This is a genomic window from Curtobacterium sp. Leaf154 (genome assembly GCF_001424595.1).
Lineage (GTDB): Bacteria > Actinomycetota > Actinomycetes > Actinomycetales > Microbacteriaceae > Curtobacterium > Curtobacterium poinsettiae.
This window is the reverse complement of the sequence record NZ_LMOS01000001.1, coordinates 837,880-853,774: the sequence shown is the minus strand read 5'-3', so window position 1 is coordinate 853,774 and position 15,895 is coordinate 837,880. Positions and strand designations below refer to the sequence as shown.

15 protein-coding genes are annotated in these 15,895 nt (G+C 72.3%); 7 read left to right on the top strand and 8 right to left on the bottom strand.

Annotated elements, in window-relative coordinates; genetic code table 11:
* Nucleotides 1–82: 82 nt before the first annotated feature.
* The 3 genes from metX to ASF75_RS03945 all read right to left on the bottom strand — a co-directional run bounded on the left by metX (nt 83) and on the right by ASF75_RS03945 (nt 4,361).
* The gene (metX, locus tag ASF75_RS03955) at nt 83–1,285 is read right to left on the bottom strand and encodes a homoserine O-acetyltransferase MetX (RefSeq protein ID WP_017888179.1); all 1,203 of its coding nucleotides are present in this window, start codon (nt 1,283–1,285) and stop codon (nt 83–85) included.
* A 262-nt stretch (nt 1,286–1,547) separates the two neighbouring features.
* On the bottom strand, nt 1,548–2,879 hold the full coding sequence (locus tag ASF75_RS03950; protein ID WP_017888178.1) for a bifunctional o-acetylhomoserine/o-acetylserine sulfhydrylase: 1,332 nt from the start codon (nt 2,877–2,879) through the stop codon (nt 1,548–1,550).
* 390 nt (nt 2,880–3,269) lie between these two features.
* Nucleotides 3,270–4,361 carry an acyltransferase family protein gene (locus ASF75_RS03945; RefSeq protein WP_056068882.1) on the bottom strand — a complete coding sequence of 364 codons (1,092 nt, stop codon included), beginning with the start codon at nt 4,359–4,361 and terminating at the stop codon, nt 3,270–3,272.
* Between the two features lie 123 nt (nt 4,362–4,484).
* On the opposite strand from ASF75_RS03945, the gene ASF75_RS03940 reads away from it, so the two are divergent.
* The 5 genes from ASF75_RS03940 to ASF75_RS03920 all read left to right on the top strand — a co-directional run bounded on the left by ASF75_RS03940 (nt 4,485) and on the right by ASF75_RS03920 (nt 7,922).
* On the top strand, nt 4,485–5,258 hold the full coding sequence (locus tag ASF75_RS03940) for an SDR family oxidoreductase (RefSeq protein ID WP_031260283.1): 774 nt from the start codon (nt 4,485–4,487) through the stop codon (nt 5,256–5,258).
* A 116-nt stretch (nt 5,259–5,374) separates the two neighbouring features.
* Complete coding sequence (locus ASF75_RS03935; RefSeq protein ID WP_056068880.1) at nt 5,375–5,902, top strand: phosphoribosyltransferase; 528 nt, start codon at nt 5,375–5,377, stop codon at nt 5,900–5,902.
* On the top strand, nt 5,899–6,618 hold the full coding sequence (locus ASF75_RS03930) for a Type 1 glutamine amidotransferase-like domain-containing protein (protein ID WP_162243004.1): 720 nt from the start codon (nt 5,899–5,901) through the stop codon (nt 6,616–6,618). Before ASF75_RS03935 ends, ASF75_RS03930 begins: the two co-directional genes overlap by 4 nt.
* 5 nt (nt 6,619–6,623) lie before the next feature.
* Nucleotides 6,624–7,307: a uracil-DNA glycosylase gene (locus ASF75_RS03925; protein WP_056068876.1), complete on the top strand. Its 684-nt coding sequence runs from the start codon at nt 6,624–6,626 to the stop codon at nt 7,305–7,307.
* A gap of 9 nt (nt 7,308–7,316) precedes the next feature.
* Nucleotides 7,317–7,922 carry a GNAT family N-acetyltransferase gene (locus ASF75_RS03920; protein WP_017888172.1) on the top strand — a complete coding sequence of 202 codons (606 nt, stop codon included), beginning with the start codon at nt 7,317–7,319 and terminating at the stop codon, nt 7,920–7,922.
* Nucleotides 7,923–8,158: 236 nt separating this feature from the next.
* Here the strand turns inward: ASF75_RS03920 and ASF75_RS03915 are convergent, their stop codons facing one another.
* Nucleotides 8,159–9,544, bottom strand: a complete 1,386-nt coding sequence (locus ASF75_RS03915) for a carboxypeptidase-like regulatory domain-containing protein (RefSeq protein ID WP_056068874.1) — start codon at nt 9,542–9,544, stop codon at nt 8,159–8,161.
* Between the two features lie 282 nt (nt 9,545–9,826).
* The gene (locus ASF75_RS03910; RefSeq protein ID WP_017888170.1) at nt 9,827–10,525 is read right to left on the bottom strand and encodes a FadR/GntR family transcriptional regulator; all 699 of its coding nucleotides are present in this window, start codon (nt 10,523–10,525) and stop codon (nt 9,827–9,829) included.
* Nucleotides 10,526–10,731: 206 nt separating this feature from the next.
* Here ASF75_RS03910 and ASF75_RS03905 point away from each other — a divergent pair, with 206 nt between their 5' ends.
* Both ASF75_RS03905 and ASF75_RS03900 read left to right on the top strand, forming a co-directional pair.
* Entirely contained in the window at nt 10,732–12,300 is a 1,569-nt protein-coding gene (locus tag ASF75_RS03905; RefSeq protein ID WP_056068872.1) for a GntP family permease, read from the top strand.
* Nucleotides 12,297–12,869, top strand: coding sequence for a gluconokinase (locus ASF75_RS03900; protein WP_056068870.1), 573 nt, complete (start codon nt 12,297–12,299; stop codon nt 12,867–12,869). The genes ASF75_RS03905 and ASF75_RS03900 overlap by 4 nt, the downstream gene beginning before the upstream one ends.
* Before the next feature lie 17 nt (nt 12,870–12,886).
* On the opposite strand, the gene ASF75_RS03895 is transcribed toward ASF75_RS03900, so the two are convergent.
* Genes ASF75_RS03895 through ASF75_RS03885 form a run of 3 tightly spaced genes read right to left on the bottom strand, consistent with a single transcriptional unit; the run spans nt 12,887 to nt 15,865 of the window.
* Nucleotides 12,887–13,804 carry a L,D-transpeptidase gene (locus ASF75_RS03895; protein ID WP_056068868.1) on the bottom strand — a complete coding sequence of 306 codons (918 nt, stop codon included), beginning with the start codon at nt 13,802–13,804 and terminating at the stop codon, nt 12,887–12,889.
* Nucleotides 13,805–13,848: 44 nt separating this feature from the next.
* Nucleotides 13,849–15,522 carry an ABC-F family ATP-binding cassette domain-containing protein gene (locus ASF75_RS03890; RefSeq protein ID WP_056068865.1) on the bottom strand — a complete coding sequence of 558 codons (1,674 nt, stop codon included), beginning with the start codon at nt 15,520–15,522 and terminating at the stop codon, nt 13,849–13,851.
* A gap of 43 nt (nt 15,523–15,565) precedes the next feature.
* Nucleotides 15,566–15,865, bottom strand: coding sequence for a hypothetical protein (locus tag ASF75_RS03885; RefSeq protein ID WP_017888165.1), 300 nt, complete (start codon nt 15,863–15,865; stop codon nt 15,566–15,568).
* Between the last annotated feature and the right edge of the window lie 30 nt (nt 15,866–15,895).

Sequence of the window (15,895 nt, the reverse complement as noted above, 5' to 3'; positions counted from 1 at the left end):
GTGCCGAGCTCCACGCCATCATTCCACGCGCGCCACCCGTTGGGGGGTCTTCGGCGCGCCGCCCGCGCTCTGCGGCACCGGTTCAGGACTCGAGCAGCCGCCGCAGGTGCGCCCCGACCTGCTCGTGTTCGATGAGGAACCCGTCGTGTCCGAACTCGCTCTCGATCACCGCCGCGGTGTCACCGTCGAGCGCGTCCGGCACGCCTGCGGCGATCCGGTGCTGGTCCTCGACGGGGAACAGCCGGTCACTCGAGATGCCCACGACCAGGGTCCGCGCGGTCACGAGCGCCAGCGCCGCCGCCACCCCGCCGCGCCCGGCACCGACGTCGTGCGAGTCCATCGCGTACGTCAGCGTCACGTAGCTCGAGGCGTCGAACCGCCGGGTGAACTTGTTGCCGTGGAAGTCGAGGTAGCTCTCCACCGAGAAGCGTCCGTCGTCGCCGAGCGGTGAGACGTCGCTCTGCCAGGACCGCGCAAAGCGGCTGTTCAGCTCGTCCGAGGCCCGGTAGGTCATGAGCGCCATCCGCCGTGCCAACGACAGTCCGCGGTGCGGCCCCTCGCCGGTGTCGGCCTCGTAGTAGTCGCCGCCCGCGAACGCCGGGTCCATCTGGATCGCCGCCCGCTGCAGCGAGTTCGCCGCGATCTGGTCGGCGGTGGTCTGCGCCGTCGATGCCAGGACCGCCAGCCGCCCGACCCGCGCCGGGTGCGAGACCGCGAACTCGAGGGCGTGCATGCCGCCCATCGATCCGCCGACGACGGCCGCGAAGGTGTCGATGCCGAGCCGGTCGGCGAGCTGCGCCTGCACCTCGACCTGGTCCCGCACCGTCAGGAACGGGAACCGCGAACCCCACTCCGCGCCCGTCGGCGACACCGACGACGGTCCGGTGGTGCCCTGACAGCCGCCGAGCATGTTCGGCGCGATCACGAACCACCGGTCGGTGTCGATCGCCCGGCCGGGTCCGACGACGTCGCCCCACCAGCCGGCGGTGCGGTGTCCGGGGCCGGCGGGCCCCGTGACGTGCGAGTCCCCGGTGAGCGCGTGCAGGACGAGCACGGCGTTGTCGCGAGCCGCGTTGAGCGTGCCCCACGTCTCGTACGCCACGCGCACGGACGGCAGGCGGCCGCCGCGCACCCACTGCTCGCCGAGCGACGCGAAGTGCCGTGCGCCCGGGTGGTCACCGGGGCGCCAGGCGCCGGTCACGGGCGGCTTGCCCAGGGTGCCGAGTTCGGTGCCGGGCACCAGGGTGGACGGCACGGAGTCCTCGGGGGTCGTCTGCCAGTCCATGGTGCGTCCAGTCTGCCGGGAGGCGCGGGTCGCCGCCGCCGTGTTACGTCACGTCGGCGCGTCGCCGGGCCCCGGGCCCGGGTGCCGCGGCCGTGTGTGCGCATGTTCCGACATCGTGCGCGTTGTTCGACTCGTGGATCGTCGCATCATGCACACGTACCGGATGCGTGTGCAACGAACGACGTCCCACGCGTCGATCGACACGTGGGACGTCGCAACATCCACACGCATCGAGCGAGTGGTGCCGGCGGCGCGGCGAGCCCTACGCGCGCTGGCTCTCCTGCGCGACCGCCCGGGCCGCGGCGAGCCCGGCCTCGAGGTCTGCCTTCAGGTCGGCGATGTTCTCGATGCCGACCGACAGGCGCACCAGGCCGGGCGTGACCCCGGTGGTGAGCTGCTGCTCGGGCGTGAGCTGCGAGTGCGTGGTCGACGCCGGGTGGATGACGAGGGAACGGACGTCACCGATGTTCGCCAGGTGCGAGAACAGCTGCAGGTTGTCGACGAACGCCTTGCCCGCGGGCACCCCGCCCTTGAGCTCGAACGACAGCACGGCACCGACGCCCTTCGGCGCGTACCGGTTCGCGGCCGCGTACCAGGGCGACGTCGGCAGGCCCGCGTAGGCGACGGTGGCGACGTCGGGGTGCTGGTCGAGCCACTCGGCGATCTCCTGGGCGTTGGACACGTGCCGCTCGATGCGGAGCGACAGGGTCTCGATGCCCTGCAGCAGCGCGAACGCCGTGTCCGCCGAGTTCGAGGCGCCGAGGTCACGGAGCAGCTGCACCCGGGCCTTGACGATGTAGGCGAGTGCGTCGCCGACGGCCTCGGTGAAGACCGCACCGTGGTACGACGGGTCCGGGGTGCTGAACTCCGGGAACCGGTCGGCGTGCTGTGACCACGCGAACGTCCCGCCGTCGACGATGAGCCCGCCGATGACGGTGCCGTGTCCGCCGAGGAACTTCGTGGCCGAGTGCACGACGATGTCGGCACCGTGCTCGAACGGACGGATCAGGTACGGCGTCGCGATCGTGTTGTCGACGATCAGCGGGACACCGGACTCGTGCGCGACGTCGCTGACCCCGGTGATGTCGAGGACGTTGATCTTCGGGTTGCCGATGGTCTCGGCGAAGAACAGCTTCGTGTTCGGGCGGACGGCGCGGCGCCACTCCTCGAGGTCGTCCTGGTCCTCGACGAACGTCGTCTCGATGCCGAGCTTCGCCAGCGTGTACTTGAACAGGTTGTACGTGCCCCCGTAGATCGACGACGACGACACGATGTGGTCGCCCGCCCCGGCGATGTTCAGGACCGCGTAGGTCTCGGCAGCCTGGCCGGACGCGACGAGCAGGGCACCCGAACCGCCTTCGAGCGCCGCGATCCGCTGCTCGACGACGTCGTTCGTCGGGTTCGTGATCCGGGAGTAGATGTTGCCCGGCTTGGCGAGCGCGAACACGTCGCGCGCTTCGTCCGAGTTCGCGAAGACGTACGAGGTCGTCTTGTAGATCGGCGTCGCTCGGGCCCCCGTGGTCGGGTCCGGCTGCGCTCCGGCGTGGACCTGGGTGGTCTCGAACTGCCAGGCGGCGGCGTCGTTCGTGCTCATCGGTGCTCCTGTCGGGTGCGGTTCTCGTGCGGTCGCGCCGTCGGCCGGGAGGCACGTGCGGCGCTGCGTCCCCGGTCACGGTACGCAGGTGGCCGGGTCCACACCAGCGCACCCGCCTCGGGACGTAACGCACCCGCCCGACGCGCCACGGGCCTCCCGGCCGTCCGTCCGCACCGTGCTGTCACCGTCGGACGGTGCGAGGTCGGTGGTCCGGTGCGGAGCTGCCGCGCCGCACGGGACGGGCAAGCTCGCACGGGCCGGAGGAACGCGCACGGTGCGGGGTTCCGTCGGACGGTGCGAGGTCGGTGGTCCCGTGCGGCGCTGTCGGGCCGCACGGGACGGGCAAGCTCGCACGGGCCGGAGGAACGCGCACGGTGCGGGGTGGCACCGCTACGCCGCGTCGCGGCGGAACAGCCAGTCGACCTTCGGCTCGAGCAGCCAGCGCATCCCGCGCCGCACGAAGGGCTGCGCCAGGAAGAGGCTGACGACGCACGCGATGACGACCATCAGCAGCACGAACGGCCAGGCCGAGTGCTCGCCTGCCAGGACGCCGGACTCCCGGATCGGGTAGAGCACGAACGTGTGGAGCAGGTAGACGTACATCGTCGCGGCGCCGAACCGGGTGATCCAGACGTTCCGGCGGGGGATGAGCACCAGGAACGACGCCGTCAGCAGCGTCGCGAGCAGCATCAGGCCGAAGCGCACCGCCCCCGCCCACCAGGCGTCCTCGCCGAGCCCCGAGTAGGAGTCGTCGTAGAAGAACCAGTGGTGCAGGTCGAACTCCTTGAACTGCGGGATCCAGACCGCGCACGACACCGCCCACGCGGCGAACACCACGGAGGCCGCCACCCGCACCCGGACGACCGTGCGGCGCGACGCCTCGTACCAGCGGTCGAAGACGCCCCACTGCTTGACCTGCCAGCCGAGCAGGAAGAACGGCAGCAGGCTGATCGCACGGGACAGCGAGAGCGTCGAGTCGACGTTGTCGAAGTACCCGACGCCGATGCTGAACACGACCGCCCAGAACAGCGGCCACCGCAGCTGCGCCAGGTACGGCAGGATCAGCTTGAAGATGCCGAGGGCCAGCAGGAACCACAGGGTCCACGTCGGCTGCGTCGGGTTGAAGTCCTTGCCGCCCTCGACGATGCCCTGCACCACGGTCCAGATCGTCTGCATGATGATGTACGGCACGACGATGTCCGTGATCGTCCGGCGCATCCGCTTCGCCGTCGGGGTGTCCGCCGACGAGAAGTACCCGCTGATCACGCCGAACGCCGGCATGTGGAACGCGTAGATGAACGTGTAGAGCGCCAGGGCGTGCTCGCTCGCCGGCGTCTGCCGCTGGATCGCGTGGCCGATGACCACGAGCGTGACCGCGACGAAGCGCGCGGTGTCCCACATCGGGATCCGGCGCGGGGCTCGACCGGGCTCGAGCTGCGTCGCCGGGGCCGAGGGGGCGGGAGGGGCGGCATCCGTCGTCATCGCCGGTCACGTTACCGGATCGTGACCTGGACGGCCTGGTGCGGTGCCGGAACCGTCCCGCTCGGTACGGTGGACGGACCGGGCCACCACGTGCTCCGGTCACCGACGCAGGAGGCAGATCACATGGCAGCACGGCGCGCAGTCGTCACCGGAGCGAGCTCGGGCATCGGGGCGGCCACCGTCCGGCTGTTCCGGTCGCGGGGCTGGGACGTGCTCGCCGTGGCCCGCCGCACCGCGAAGCTCGAAGCGCTCGCCGCCCAGACCGGGGCGGACACCCTGGTGGCCGACATCACGGACGCAGACGACGTGACGGCGCTCGCCGCGCGGGTCGCGGACCTCGGCGGCGCCGACGTCCTGGTGAACAACGCCGGCGGGGCGTTCGGCTCGGCGAGCGTCGAGGAGTCTGACGTCGACGACTGGCGCGCCATGTTCGAGGTCAACGTGATCGGCACGAAGCGAGTGGTCTCCGCGCTGCTGCCGCACCTGCGCGACCGGGCTCGGGTGTCCGGGGGAGCCGACATCGTCACGGTGACCAGCACCGCCGGGTTCGTCGCGTACGAGAACGGCGGCGGCTACAACGCGGCGAAGTTCGCAGAGCACGCCTTGGTCGGCGCACTCCGGCTCGAACTGAACGGCGAGCCGATCCGGGTCGTCGAGATCGCGCCGGGCATGGTGAAGACCGACGAGTTCGCGCTCACCCGGTTCCGCGGCGACGAGCAGAAGGCCGCCGCGGTGTACGACGACGTGCCGGAGCCGCTGGTGGCCGACGACGTCGCCGAGGCGATCGTGCACGCGGTGGAGCTGCCGCCGCACGTGAACCTCGACCTGGTGACGATCCGGCCGGTGGCGCAGTCGGCACAGCACAAGCTGGCGCGCGGCCCGCTGACGCCGCGCTGAGCAGCCGGTACGCCGCGCACCCGTGCCACCCGCGCCGCGCGCCGCGGCGACCCGCGCAGCGCCCGGGCGGCGGGCGCGGGTCGCGGGCGTGGGCTCCCTGCCGGTACCGTGGTCGGATGCCGATCAGCAGCGAACCCGAGCCCGCGGCTCCGTCCACCGTGACCGTGACGAGCGGGCTCGAGGTACTCGGCTGGCTGGAGTTCGGTGACGCCGCACGCCTGCTCGCCAAGGACGTCCTGTCCAGTGGCTTCGAGCCCGAGGTCGTCGTCGCCGTCGCCCGCGGCGGACTGATCATCGCCGGTGCCGTGGCGTACGCGCTCGGCACCAAGGAGTGCGGCTCGATCAACGTCGAGTTCTACACCGACGTCGAGCAGCGGCTGGAGGAGCCGGTCGTGCTCGCCCCCGCCCTCGACGCCCCGAGCCTGGCCGGCAAGCGGGTCCTGGTGGTCGACGACGTGTCCGACTCCGGCCGCACCCTGCGCCTGGTGGTCGACATCATCCGGAACGCCGGCGGCGACGTCCGGAGCGCCTGCCTGTACTCGAAGCCCGGCACCGTCCTGGAGCCCGACCACGTGTGGCGCCGGGTCGACGGCTGGATCACGTTCCCGTGGAGCGCCCTGGCGCCCGTGACGGCCGAGTCGTGAGCATCCACCTGGTCGGCGGCGGGCTGTTCGCCGCCTCGGACGCCGCCGCGCCGTTCCTCGCCGAGGCCACCGCCCGTTCGGCGGCGGTCGGCCGCAGCGTCCCGCGCATCGCCCTGCTCTCCGTGGCGGGCCCGGACGGCGGCAGCCCGGCGTCGACCGCCGACATCGCCGAGGTCCTCGGTGGCCCGCGAACAGCCGAGGTGTTCGTCACCGAGGTCGCTGCCGGCCAGGTCTTCGACACGACGGTCCTGAGCGACGTCGACGCCCTGGTGATCGGCGGCGGTGTCACGCCCGACTACCTCGCGGCGATCGCGCCGCTGGTGGACCAGCTCCGCCTGCTCGTCTCCGACGGTCTGCCCTACCTCGGCTACTCGGCCGGCGCGATGATCGCCGCCGACCGTGCCCTGGTGGGCGGCTGGCGCATCGGTGGCGTCGAGATCTGCCCCGAGGCCGCGTCCGAGGGCCTGGACGAGGTCGAGCTCCGCGAGGGCCTCGGGCTGGTCGACCTGACGATCGACGTCCACGCGGTGCAAGCCGGCACGCTCGCGCGGCTCATCGCCAGCGCCGAGGCCGAGTTCGTCACCGCCGGGCTCGCGATCGACGAGGACACCACGCTCGTCGTCGGTGAAGGGGCGCTCGAGGTCCGGGGGACCGGCAGCGTCTGGCGCGTGATGGCCGGCGACGAGTCGGTGTCCGTCGCCACCATGGGCGCGTAGCCGACGTGGAACCACGGCCGCTCGCCGACCTGGTCGACCCCGGCTGGGCGTCGGCGCTCGCCCCGGTCGAGGACGACGTGCACCGGATCGGTACGTGGCTCCGTGACGAGACCGCTGCGGGTCGGCACTGGCTGCCCGCCGGCGGTGACGTCCTGCGCGCGTTCACGACCCCCTTCGACGCCGTCAAGGTGCTGGTCGTCGGCCAGGACCCCTACCCGACGCCCGGCCACCCGATCGGCCTGTCGTTCGCCGTCGACCCCGCGGTCCGTCCGGTGCCGCGGAGCCTGGCGAACATCTACCGCGAGCTGTCCGACGACCTCGGGGTGACACCGCCCGCGCACGGTGACCTGCGGGCGTGGTCCGACCAGGGCGTGCTGCTGCTCAACCGGGTGCTCACCGTGCAGGCAGGTGAGGCCGGCAGCCACCGCGGCAAGGGCTGGGAAGCGGTGACCGACCAGGCCGTCCGAGCGCTCGTCGCCCGCGGTACCCCGCTCGTGGCCGTGCTCTGGGGCGCCCAGGCCGGGTCGGTGCGGCCGATCCTCGGCGACACCCCGGTCGTCGCCTCGGCCCACCCGAGTCCGCTCAGCGCGTCCCGCGGGTTCTTCGGCAGCCGCCCGTTCTCGCAGGTGAACGCCCTGCTCGAGTCGCAGGGCGCACCGCCCGTCGACTGGACGCTGCCCGCTCAGTAGGCTCGGCACGTGCTCGAGGAGGAATACCAGCGACGGCGGGTCCTGCCGCGACACCTGCGTGCCCCGGCGGCGACCGAGACGGCCTTCGAGTACCGCATCCGTGCGGCCGAGGTGGGGGACCTGCCCCACGTGCGCGAGATCCACACGCACTACGTCCGGAACTCGTCGGTGACCTTCGACCCGTCGGCGTTCACGTACGCCGCGTGGAAGAAGCGCTACGACGACATCCGCAAGCGCCGGCTGCCGTTCCTGGTCGCGGAGAACCCCGCCGGGCAGATCCTCGGGTACGCGCTGGTCGACGCGTGGAACCCGCGGGACCGCTCGAACCACGTCGTCGAGGACTCGATCTACCTCGGTGCCGCGTCCGGTGGCAAGGGCCTCGGCCGTGCGCTGATGGAGGCCCTGCTCGACGAGTGCCGGTTGGCCGGGGTGCGCGAGGTGGTGGCGGTCATCGCGGACCGGCAGGCCGAGGCGTCGATCCGGCTGCACGAGCGGCTCGGCTTCGAGGAGGTCGGCCGGATGGGCAAGGTCGGCTACAAGTACGACCGCTGGCTCGGCACCGTCACGATGCGGCTCCGCCTGCGCGGGCCACGGCTGTTCGCCCGCCGCCGCTGACGGCACCGGTGCCGGTGCCGTCACCGGCGCCGGCACCGATACGGACCTGACGGACCTGACGGACGTCCGTCACGCTCGCCACGTGGCCGCAGGGCGGACGGGAGGCCCGTGGCGGGCCCGGCACGCGCCTCCAGGACGTCGCCCGGTCGCCGCCACGGCGACCCCGCCGTCTGAACGCGCGCGCTCCGGCACGTCGAGCGCCCGGCTCTCGTCACTGCGGAGAGCGGTCCGAGCGACTACTCGTCCGACGGCGCCTCGTACCCCGCGGACGTCGCAGAGGCCGTCTCGGTGCCGAGCTTCGCGGTGACGGTGACGGTGAGGACGGTCCCCTCGTCCGCTGCGACCGGCGTGTACGAGTAGCTCGTCGCTCCGCTGATCGCAGTGCCGTCGCGGTACCACTGAGCAGTGCTCTTCGCCGTCCCCGGGGAGGCGGCGACACCACTGACCACGAGCAAGCCGTCCTGGAACTGGTCCTGCTGGATGACCGGGTTGCCGATGAAGCGCAACGCACCCGTGTGCGGGGAGACGGGGATCGTGCCGAGGTCCGCGCTCCCGCTCGTCGGCACGGTGATGACGGTCGCGTCGTCGAACGAAGCGGCGTCGCGGTACCAGGTCGTCTCGAACGGAGTCCGGGTCTGCGGGTTCTCGTCGTCGCTGCCGAGCGAGTCGGAGAACAGCAGCTTGTACCGGGTCGCGGAACCGAGGTCGCCAGTGAGCCGGAAGTACCCCTGCGCGTCGGTCTCGTTCGGACCCGACCTCGGCCCGACGAACTGGTCGGTGCCCGGATCGAAGCGCATCGGGACCATGGTGAGTGCGGGGACACCGTTCCCCGCGGCGTCGACCACCCGCCCGCTCACGAACGGCGTGACGGACAGCGCGAAGTCGATGTCGGGCTTCGTGGAGGCCGGGACCAGCGGGACCGGCGTCGCGGCACCCTGCGTGGAGGCGTGGTCCCACCACTGCGTGCTGTACCGGATCGGGAAACCGTGCGCGTCGGGGTGCGCGGAGTCGTAGAAGCCCGCGCTGATGACGTCGTTCGTCGTCGTCAGTTGGTCGAGGGTGTAGCTGCCGTCGGCGGCCGTGGTCGTGTGGCTGTTCGAGAAGCCACCCACCGGGTTCGCCGACACCGACGCGCCGGCGATCGGCGTGCCGTCGGCGGTGGTCACCGTGCCCGAGACCGCCGCGCCCCGAGCGAGTTCGTCGTCAGCGACTGCCGTCGGGTGGGCTGCAGTCAGTGTGACCTTGGTCGAGTCACTCGACAGGAGCGTGTGGCCGAGGTACTCCACGACGTAGTCGTGGTTGCAGCTGCTCCTGCCGGTGGTGGCGCAGTTGAACTGGACCGTGTACGAGCCCGCGGCGAGCGGGACGTCGTCGGCGCCGCTGGAGTGGTCGTCCATCTCGGAGATCGACCAGTGCCCCGCCGCGTCGGTGTACGCGTACGCGGAAACGTAGTTTCCCGCGAGGCCACTGAGGTAGACCTCGACGCCGGCGAGCGGGACAGTGGCGGCTGTGGCGGACGGTTTGCCGGTCAACGTCCCGGACACCGAGAACGCAGGGTCGGCCTGCGCTGGACCGGCCAACCCGACCAGCCCGACCATCGTCGTCGCGGCGATGGCGATCATCGCCACTGTTCGAGCGACACGGGTCTGTCGTTGCACGAGATTCCTCCGATTTCGGTCGAGGAACCCTAGATGCTCCCCCGGCAACAGGCTAGTCAGGACCGCGCGCACCACAACCCGTGGGGCGCAAGTCCTGAACCTCCTGAGCGACCGCTCATGTGGGTGCGGCTCTGCCCGTGGTGACCAGCAGCTCCGGGTCGAGCGCTGGTGTGGTCGCTCCCTGCAGGGCGGACGGGAGGCCCGTGACGGGCCCGGCACGCGCCTCCAGGCCGTCGCCCGGTCGCGTCAGCCTGCGGCAGCCTCGGTGATGAACTCGTCGCGCGTCACGCGGAGCAGCGCGGTCGCCGCTGCCGCAGCGGCGTCGGCATCGCCGTCGACCGCTGCGCGACCGACCGCCTGGTGCCGGAGCGCCGCTTCGCGCGTCCAGCGCGTGATCGGGTCGCGCGACTCCGACGTCCGCGTGCGCAGGAGCGCCTCGACGGTGCCGGCGAAGTGCGCGAACACGGCGTTCCCCGACCCGGTGAGCAGCGCCCGGTGGAAGCGGACGTCGGCCTCCAGGTAGGCGCGGCTGTCCTCGCGCCCGCAGGCGTCGAGCATGTCCTCGGCGGCGGCGAGCACGGCGGAGGCGCCGTCGGTGCCGGCGGTCAGGGACGCCGCGACCGGTTCGACCCCGAGCCGGAGTTCGACCAGCTCGCGCTGCTGCACGAAGTACGCCGGTGACGTGCCCCGCCACCGGATGACGGTCGGGGCGAGCAACTCCCACGCGGTGATGTCGCGGACGAGCGTGCCGACCCGCTGCCGGGGCTCGACCAGGCCGAGGGACTGCAGGACGCGCAGGGCCTCGCGGACGACGGAGCGGGACACCCCGAACTCGTCGGCGACCACGTCGGGCCGGACGACGGAACCCGTGGCCAGGTCGCCGTCGACGATCCGCTGGCCGAGCGTGTCGAGCACCTGGGCGTGCAGTCCGCGTGCCGTGGGCATCGTTCCTCCGTGCAGTACGGGTCACGCGGTCGCCGTGACACCGATCCCATCGAAGCGGCAGACTCCGGGGGCGGGCGGTTGGCGCGCGGGACGACGTCGTATAGTCTGATTAATCAGATTATTGAGGGTCGGCGTTCGTCGCGCCAGTCCACCCTCGACACGAAGGCGACGGAGCCGCGCAGCAGCGACTCCAGGAAGGGGCGCTGATGCCTCACGCTCTCCCGGACCACCTGCTCGCCGCAGGTGGCACCACCGAGACGGTCGACCCGTCCGGTTCGATCCCGCAGTTGATCATCGCGGCACTCGTCGGCATCGTGGTGATCATCGCGCTCATCACCTGGCTCAAGGTGCACCCGTTCATCGCGCTCACGATCGGTGCGCTCGGCGTCGGTATCGGTGCAGGGCTCGCTCCGGACAAGGCGGTCACCAGCTTCGGCGACGGCTTCGGCGCGACCATGACGAGCGTCGGCATCCTGGTCGGACTCGGGGCGATGTTCGGCAAGATGCTCGTCGACTCCGGCGCAGCGGACCGCGTCGTGGACACCCTGGTGCGGAAGTCGTCGAAGGCGGCGCTGCCGTGGACGATGGCCCTGATCGGGGCGCTCATCGGGCTCCCGATGTTCTTCGAGGTCGGCCTCGTCCTGCTCATCCCGATCATCGTGCTCGTCGCCAAGCGCAGCGGGGTGCCGATCATGAAGATCGCCGTCCCCGCCCTGGTCGGCCTGTCCACGATGCACGCGTTCGTCCCGCCGCACCCCGGCCCGCTCGTCGCGATCTCCACCGTCGGCGCGAACCTCGGCACCACGCTCGCCTTCGGCATCGTGCTCGCGATCCCGGTGATCATCCTGGCCGGGCCGCTCTTCGCCCGCTTCGCGGCCCGCTGGGTCGACATCCCCGTGCCCGACATGTTCGGGTCGCGTGGGGCGGTCGCCACCGCCGGGCCGGGGTCGGGTTCCGCCTCGGGGTCGGGTTCCGGGTCCGCCGCCTTCGCCGACGACCCGGCGCACCCCGGACGGGAGGCCCGGCGCGGCCCCGCCACGCAGGACACCGCGTCCCTGCCCAACGGCAAGAGCGACTTCACGCGCGTCATCAGCGAGCCGCGCAGCCCGTCGTTCACCGTCGCGCTGATCGGCATCCTGCTGCCGGTCGTGCTCATGCTCGCCCAGGCGATCCGTGAGGCCACCGCACCGGACGCCGCCGGCTCGTGGGTGAGCCTGCTCGACTTCCTCGGCTCCCCGATGATCGCCATCGGCATCGCCGCCGTCTACGCCATGGTCTTCTTCGCGATCGGCGGCGGCATGGACCGCTCCGCGGTGTCGAAGTCGCTCGAGAGCGCGCTGCCCCCGATCGCCGGGGTGCTGCTCATCGTCGGCGCCGGCGGCGGGTTCAAGCAGGTGCTCATCGACACCGGCATCGGCGGCGTGATCGCCGACGCCGTGAAGGACTCCGGCGTCTCCGTGCTGCTCGTCGCCTGGATCGTCTCGGCCCTGGTGCGCGTCGCGACCGGTTCCGCCACGGTCGCCACCGTGACCGCCGCCGGCATCATGGCGCCCATCGCCGCCGACCTGTCGACGCCGATGACGTCGCTGCTCGTGCTCGCGATCGGTGCTGGCTCGGTGTTCCTGTCGCACGTCAACGACGCCGGGTTCTGGCTGGTGAAGGGGTACCTCGGCACCACCGTGGGGCAGACGTTCAAGACGTGGACGGTGCTCGAGTGCCTCATCTCGGTGTTCGGTCTGCTCGGGGTCCTGCTGGCCGGGGTGTTCATCCGATGAGCGGCGCAGCAGACCACGGTGCGGCAGCTGCTGCCGGTGCGGCCGACACCGGGCTCGACGCCCGCGTCCTGGTCGTGATGGGGGTCTCCGGGTCCGGCAAGTCGACCGTCGCCGCGATGGTGGCGGAGCAGGTCGGGTGGGAGTTCGCCGAGGGCGACGCGATGCACCCGCAGGCGAACGTCGACAAGATGCACGCCGGTACCCCGCTCACCGACGAGGACCGCTGGCCGTGGCTCGACGTCGTCGCCGGGTGGATCCGCGGGCACCTGGACGCCGGGACGAACGGCGTCGTGACCTGCTCGGCCCTGAAGCGCTCGTACCGCGACGTGCTGCGGGCCCCCGGGGTGGTGTTCGTGCACGTCGCCGGTGACGGCGCGCTCATCGAGGAGCGGATGGCGCAGCGCTCCGGGCACTTCATGCCGACGTCGCTGCTGCAGTCGCAGCTCGCCACGCTCGAGCCGCCGCAGCCCGACGAAGCCCACGTGACGATCGCCGCCGACCGCACCCCGGAGGAGGAGAGCGCCGAGGTCGTCGAGCGGCTCGGACTCGTCCGGATCCCGCGAGGCTGATCCGGTGGTGCCGGTGCTCAGCTGAACCGGATCGGCGTCCCGACGGGCAGTGCCGCCAGGGTGCGGGTCATCTCCGCCGAGATCCGCACGCAGCCGTGCGAGCTGCCGGTCGGGTCCGGGTAGTAGTGCAGTGCGGTCAGCGCAGCGTTGCCGCCGTAGGACGGGATCCGGGACGAGTGCGCCCCGGTCAGGATGATCGGGTTGCCCTGCGTGTACGCGACGCGGGTGTCGACGTACGCCGCCTCGACGTAGGTGGCGGTGTCGGCCGGTGTGGGGTCCTCCGGTGTGCCGAGCCGGGCGGCCTCGGTCGCGGTGACCTTGCCCGACCGGGTGACGACGGACACGGTGCTGGCGGCGACGTCGACGGTGATCATCCGGTCGGTGCGCACCACCGTGAAGTCGGCGGCCCGGGCCCAGGCGAACGTCGCGCTCGGGGCGTCCGGGGCGCCGCCGTCACCGGGGGTGCGGTTGCGGGACGGCGTCGACACCAGGAGCATCCCGCCGTCCTTGCCGGGGGAACGACCCCAGACCGCCGTCGCCGCGGGCCGGTTGATCGTCGACACCAGGTGGGACAGGGTCGCCACCGGCCGGGCGCGGCTCGACGGGCTCGCGTACAGGGCGACGAGCGGCGTGCGCGGGGTCGCGATCTGCCACGTGTCCTCCGGCTCCACGTCCGAACCGTCGAGCAACTGCGGGACGACCGCGTCGTGGAACGCCAGCGGCAGCGCGGCCAGGGTCGCGTCGGACGGTGCGGCGGGGACGGCCGCGAGCGTCGGGGTCCGCGTGGCGCTCGGGGTCGGTGTCGTCGTCGCCCGTGCCGCGCGGGTCGACTCCGGCTCGGGCTCGGGCGACCCGACGCTCACCCCCACCACGACGGCGGCGACGGCGAGCACCACCACCCCGGCGGTCGTCGCGATCCAGGTGTTGCGTCGCATGGTGCTTCCCCCCTCGGTCGATCCGTCAGCGTTCGGTGGATCCGTCAGCGTTCGGTGACGGTGCCGCCCTCGACCCGCCACTGCCGGTCGAGTCGGACGGTCTCCAGCATGCGCCGGTCGTGTGTGACGAGCAGCAGGGTCCCGTCGTAGGACTCCAGCGCCTGCTCGAGCTGCTCGATCGCAGTGAGGTCCAGGTGGTTGGTCGGCTCGTCGAGCACGAGCACGTTCACCCCGCGGGCCTGCAGCAGTGCGAGCCCGGCCCGGGTGCGCTCGCCGGGGGAGAGCGCCGAGGCCGGTCGGCCGACGTGGTCCGCCTTGAGCCCGAACTTCGCGAGCAGCGTCCGGACGTCGGCCGTCGTGTACTCGGGGACGATCGCCTCGAACGCCGCCGCAAGGGGCTGGTCGCCGGTGAACGCCGCACGCGCCTGGTCGACCTCGCCGACCGCGACGCTCGAGCCGAGCGAGGCCGTGCCCGTCGTCGGCGCCTGCTTGCCGAGCAGCGCCCGGAGCAGGGTGGACTTGCCGGCGCCGTTCGGACCGGTGATGCCGATCCGGTCACCGCCGTCGACCTGCAGTGAGACCGGGCCGAGGGTGAAGTCGCCCTGGGTGAACGTGGCGTTCGACAGCGTCGCCACGACGGCCGACGACCGGGGTGCGCTGCCGATCGTGAACTCGAGCTGCCACTCCTTTCGCGGCTCCTCGACCTCGTCGAGCCGGGCGATGCGGGACTCCATCTGCCGGACCTTCTGCGCCTGCTTCTCGCTCGACTCCGAGGCGGCACGGCGGCGGATCTTGTCGTTGTCCGGGCTCTTCTTCATGGCGTTCCGCACGCCCTGGCTCGACCACTCGCGCTGCGTCCGAGCCCGCGAGACCAGGTCGGCCTTCGTCGACGCGAACTCGTCGTACGCGTCCCGCTTGTGCTGCCGGGCGATCTCGCGCTCCTCGAGGAACGAGTCGTACCCGCCACCGAACAGCCGGTTCGACGACTGCGCCAGGTCGAGCTCGAGCACCGAGGTCACCGAGCGCGCCAGGAACTCACGGTCGTGGCTGACGAGCACCACCCCGCCGCGCAGCCCGCGCACGAACGCCTCGAGTCGGTCGAGGCCGTCCAGGTCGAGGTCGTTGGTCGGCTCGTCGAGCAGGACGATGTCGAACCGTGACAGCAGCAGCGCGGCGAGCCCGACGCGGGCGACCTGCCCACCGGACAGCGCGGTCATCAGGGAGTCCGGGCCGACGCCGTCCGCAGCGGAGTCGCCGGTACCGGGCTCGAGGCCGAGGTCGGCGAGCACCGCCGGGATCCGGTCCTCCAGGTCGGCGGCCCCCGCGGCGAGCCAGCGGTCGAGCGCCGCCGAGTACCGGTCGGCCGCTGCGTCGCCGGCGTCGGGGTCCCCGAGGGCCGCCGCCGCTGCGTCCATCGTCACCGTCGCCTCGGTGCAGCCGGTCCGGCGCCCGAGGTACGCCGCGACGGTCTCGCCCGCGGTGCGCTCGTGCTCCTGGGGGAGCCACCCCACGAACGCGTCCGTCGGCGCCAGGGAGACCGTGCCGGCCAGCGGCTCGTCGACCCCGGCCAGCAGCCGGAGCAGCGTGGACTTGCCGGCACCGTTCACGCCGACGACCCCGATCACGTCGCCCGGCGCCACCGTCAGGTCGAGGGAGTCGAACAGCGTGCGAGCGGCGTACCCGCCGGACAGGCCCTTGGCGACGAGCGTGGCGGTCATGCGCCCATCGTGCCACGCGGGAGCGGCACCACCGGCGCGACCCTCAGCCCCGCGGCGTCAACCGGCCCGCACCGATCGGCAGCAGCCCGCCCCGGTACTCGAGCGCGTTCGAACCACCCACCGGCACCGAAGCCGCCCCGAACCGCCACGCGCGGTTGAACAGGTACACGCCGATCACCGTGTCGCCGTCGTCCGGCACCGCCCACGTGCCGGTGCCCCACTGCGCCGGGTGCCCCACCCCGTCGACGGTGACGGTCGGCCGGGCGAACCAGGCGAACAGGGGCTTCACGAGCCGCAGTTCGATCCGGCGCTTCGTCGTGCCGGAGGGGAGAGTGGTGTCCACCGTCGAAGGATACGGGCGACCGCCGCCTAG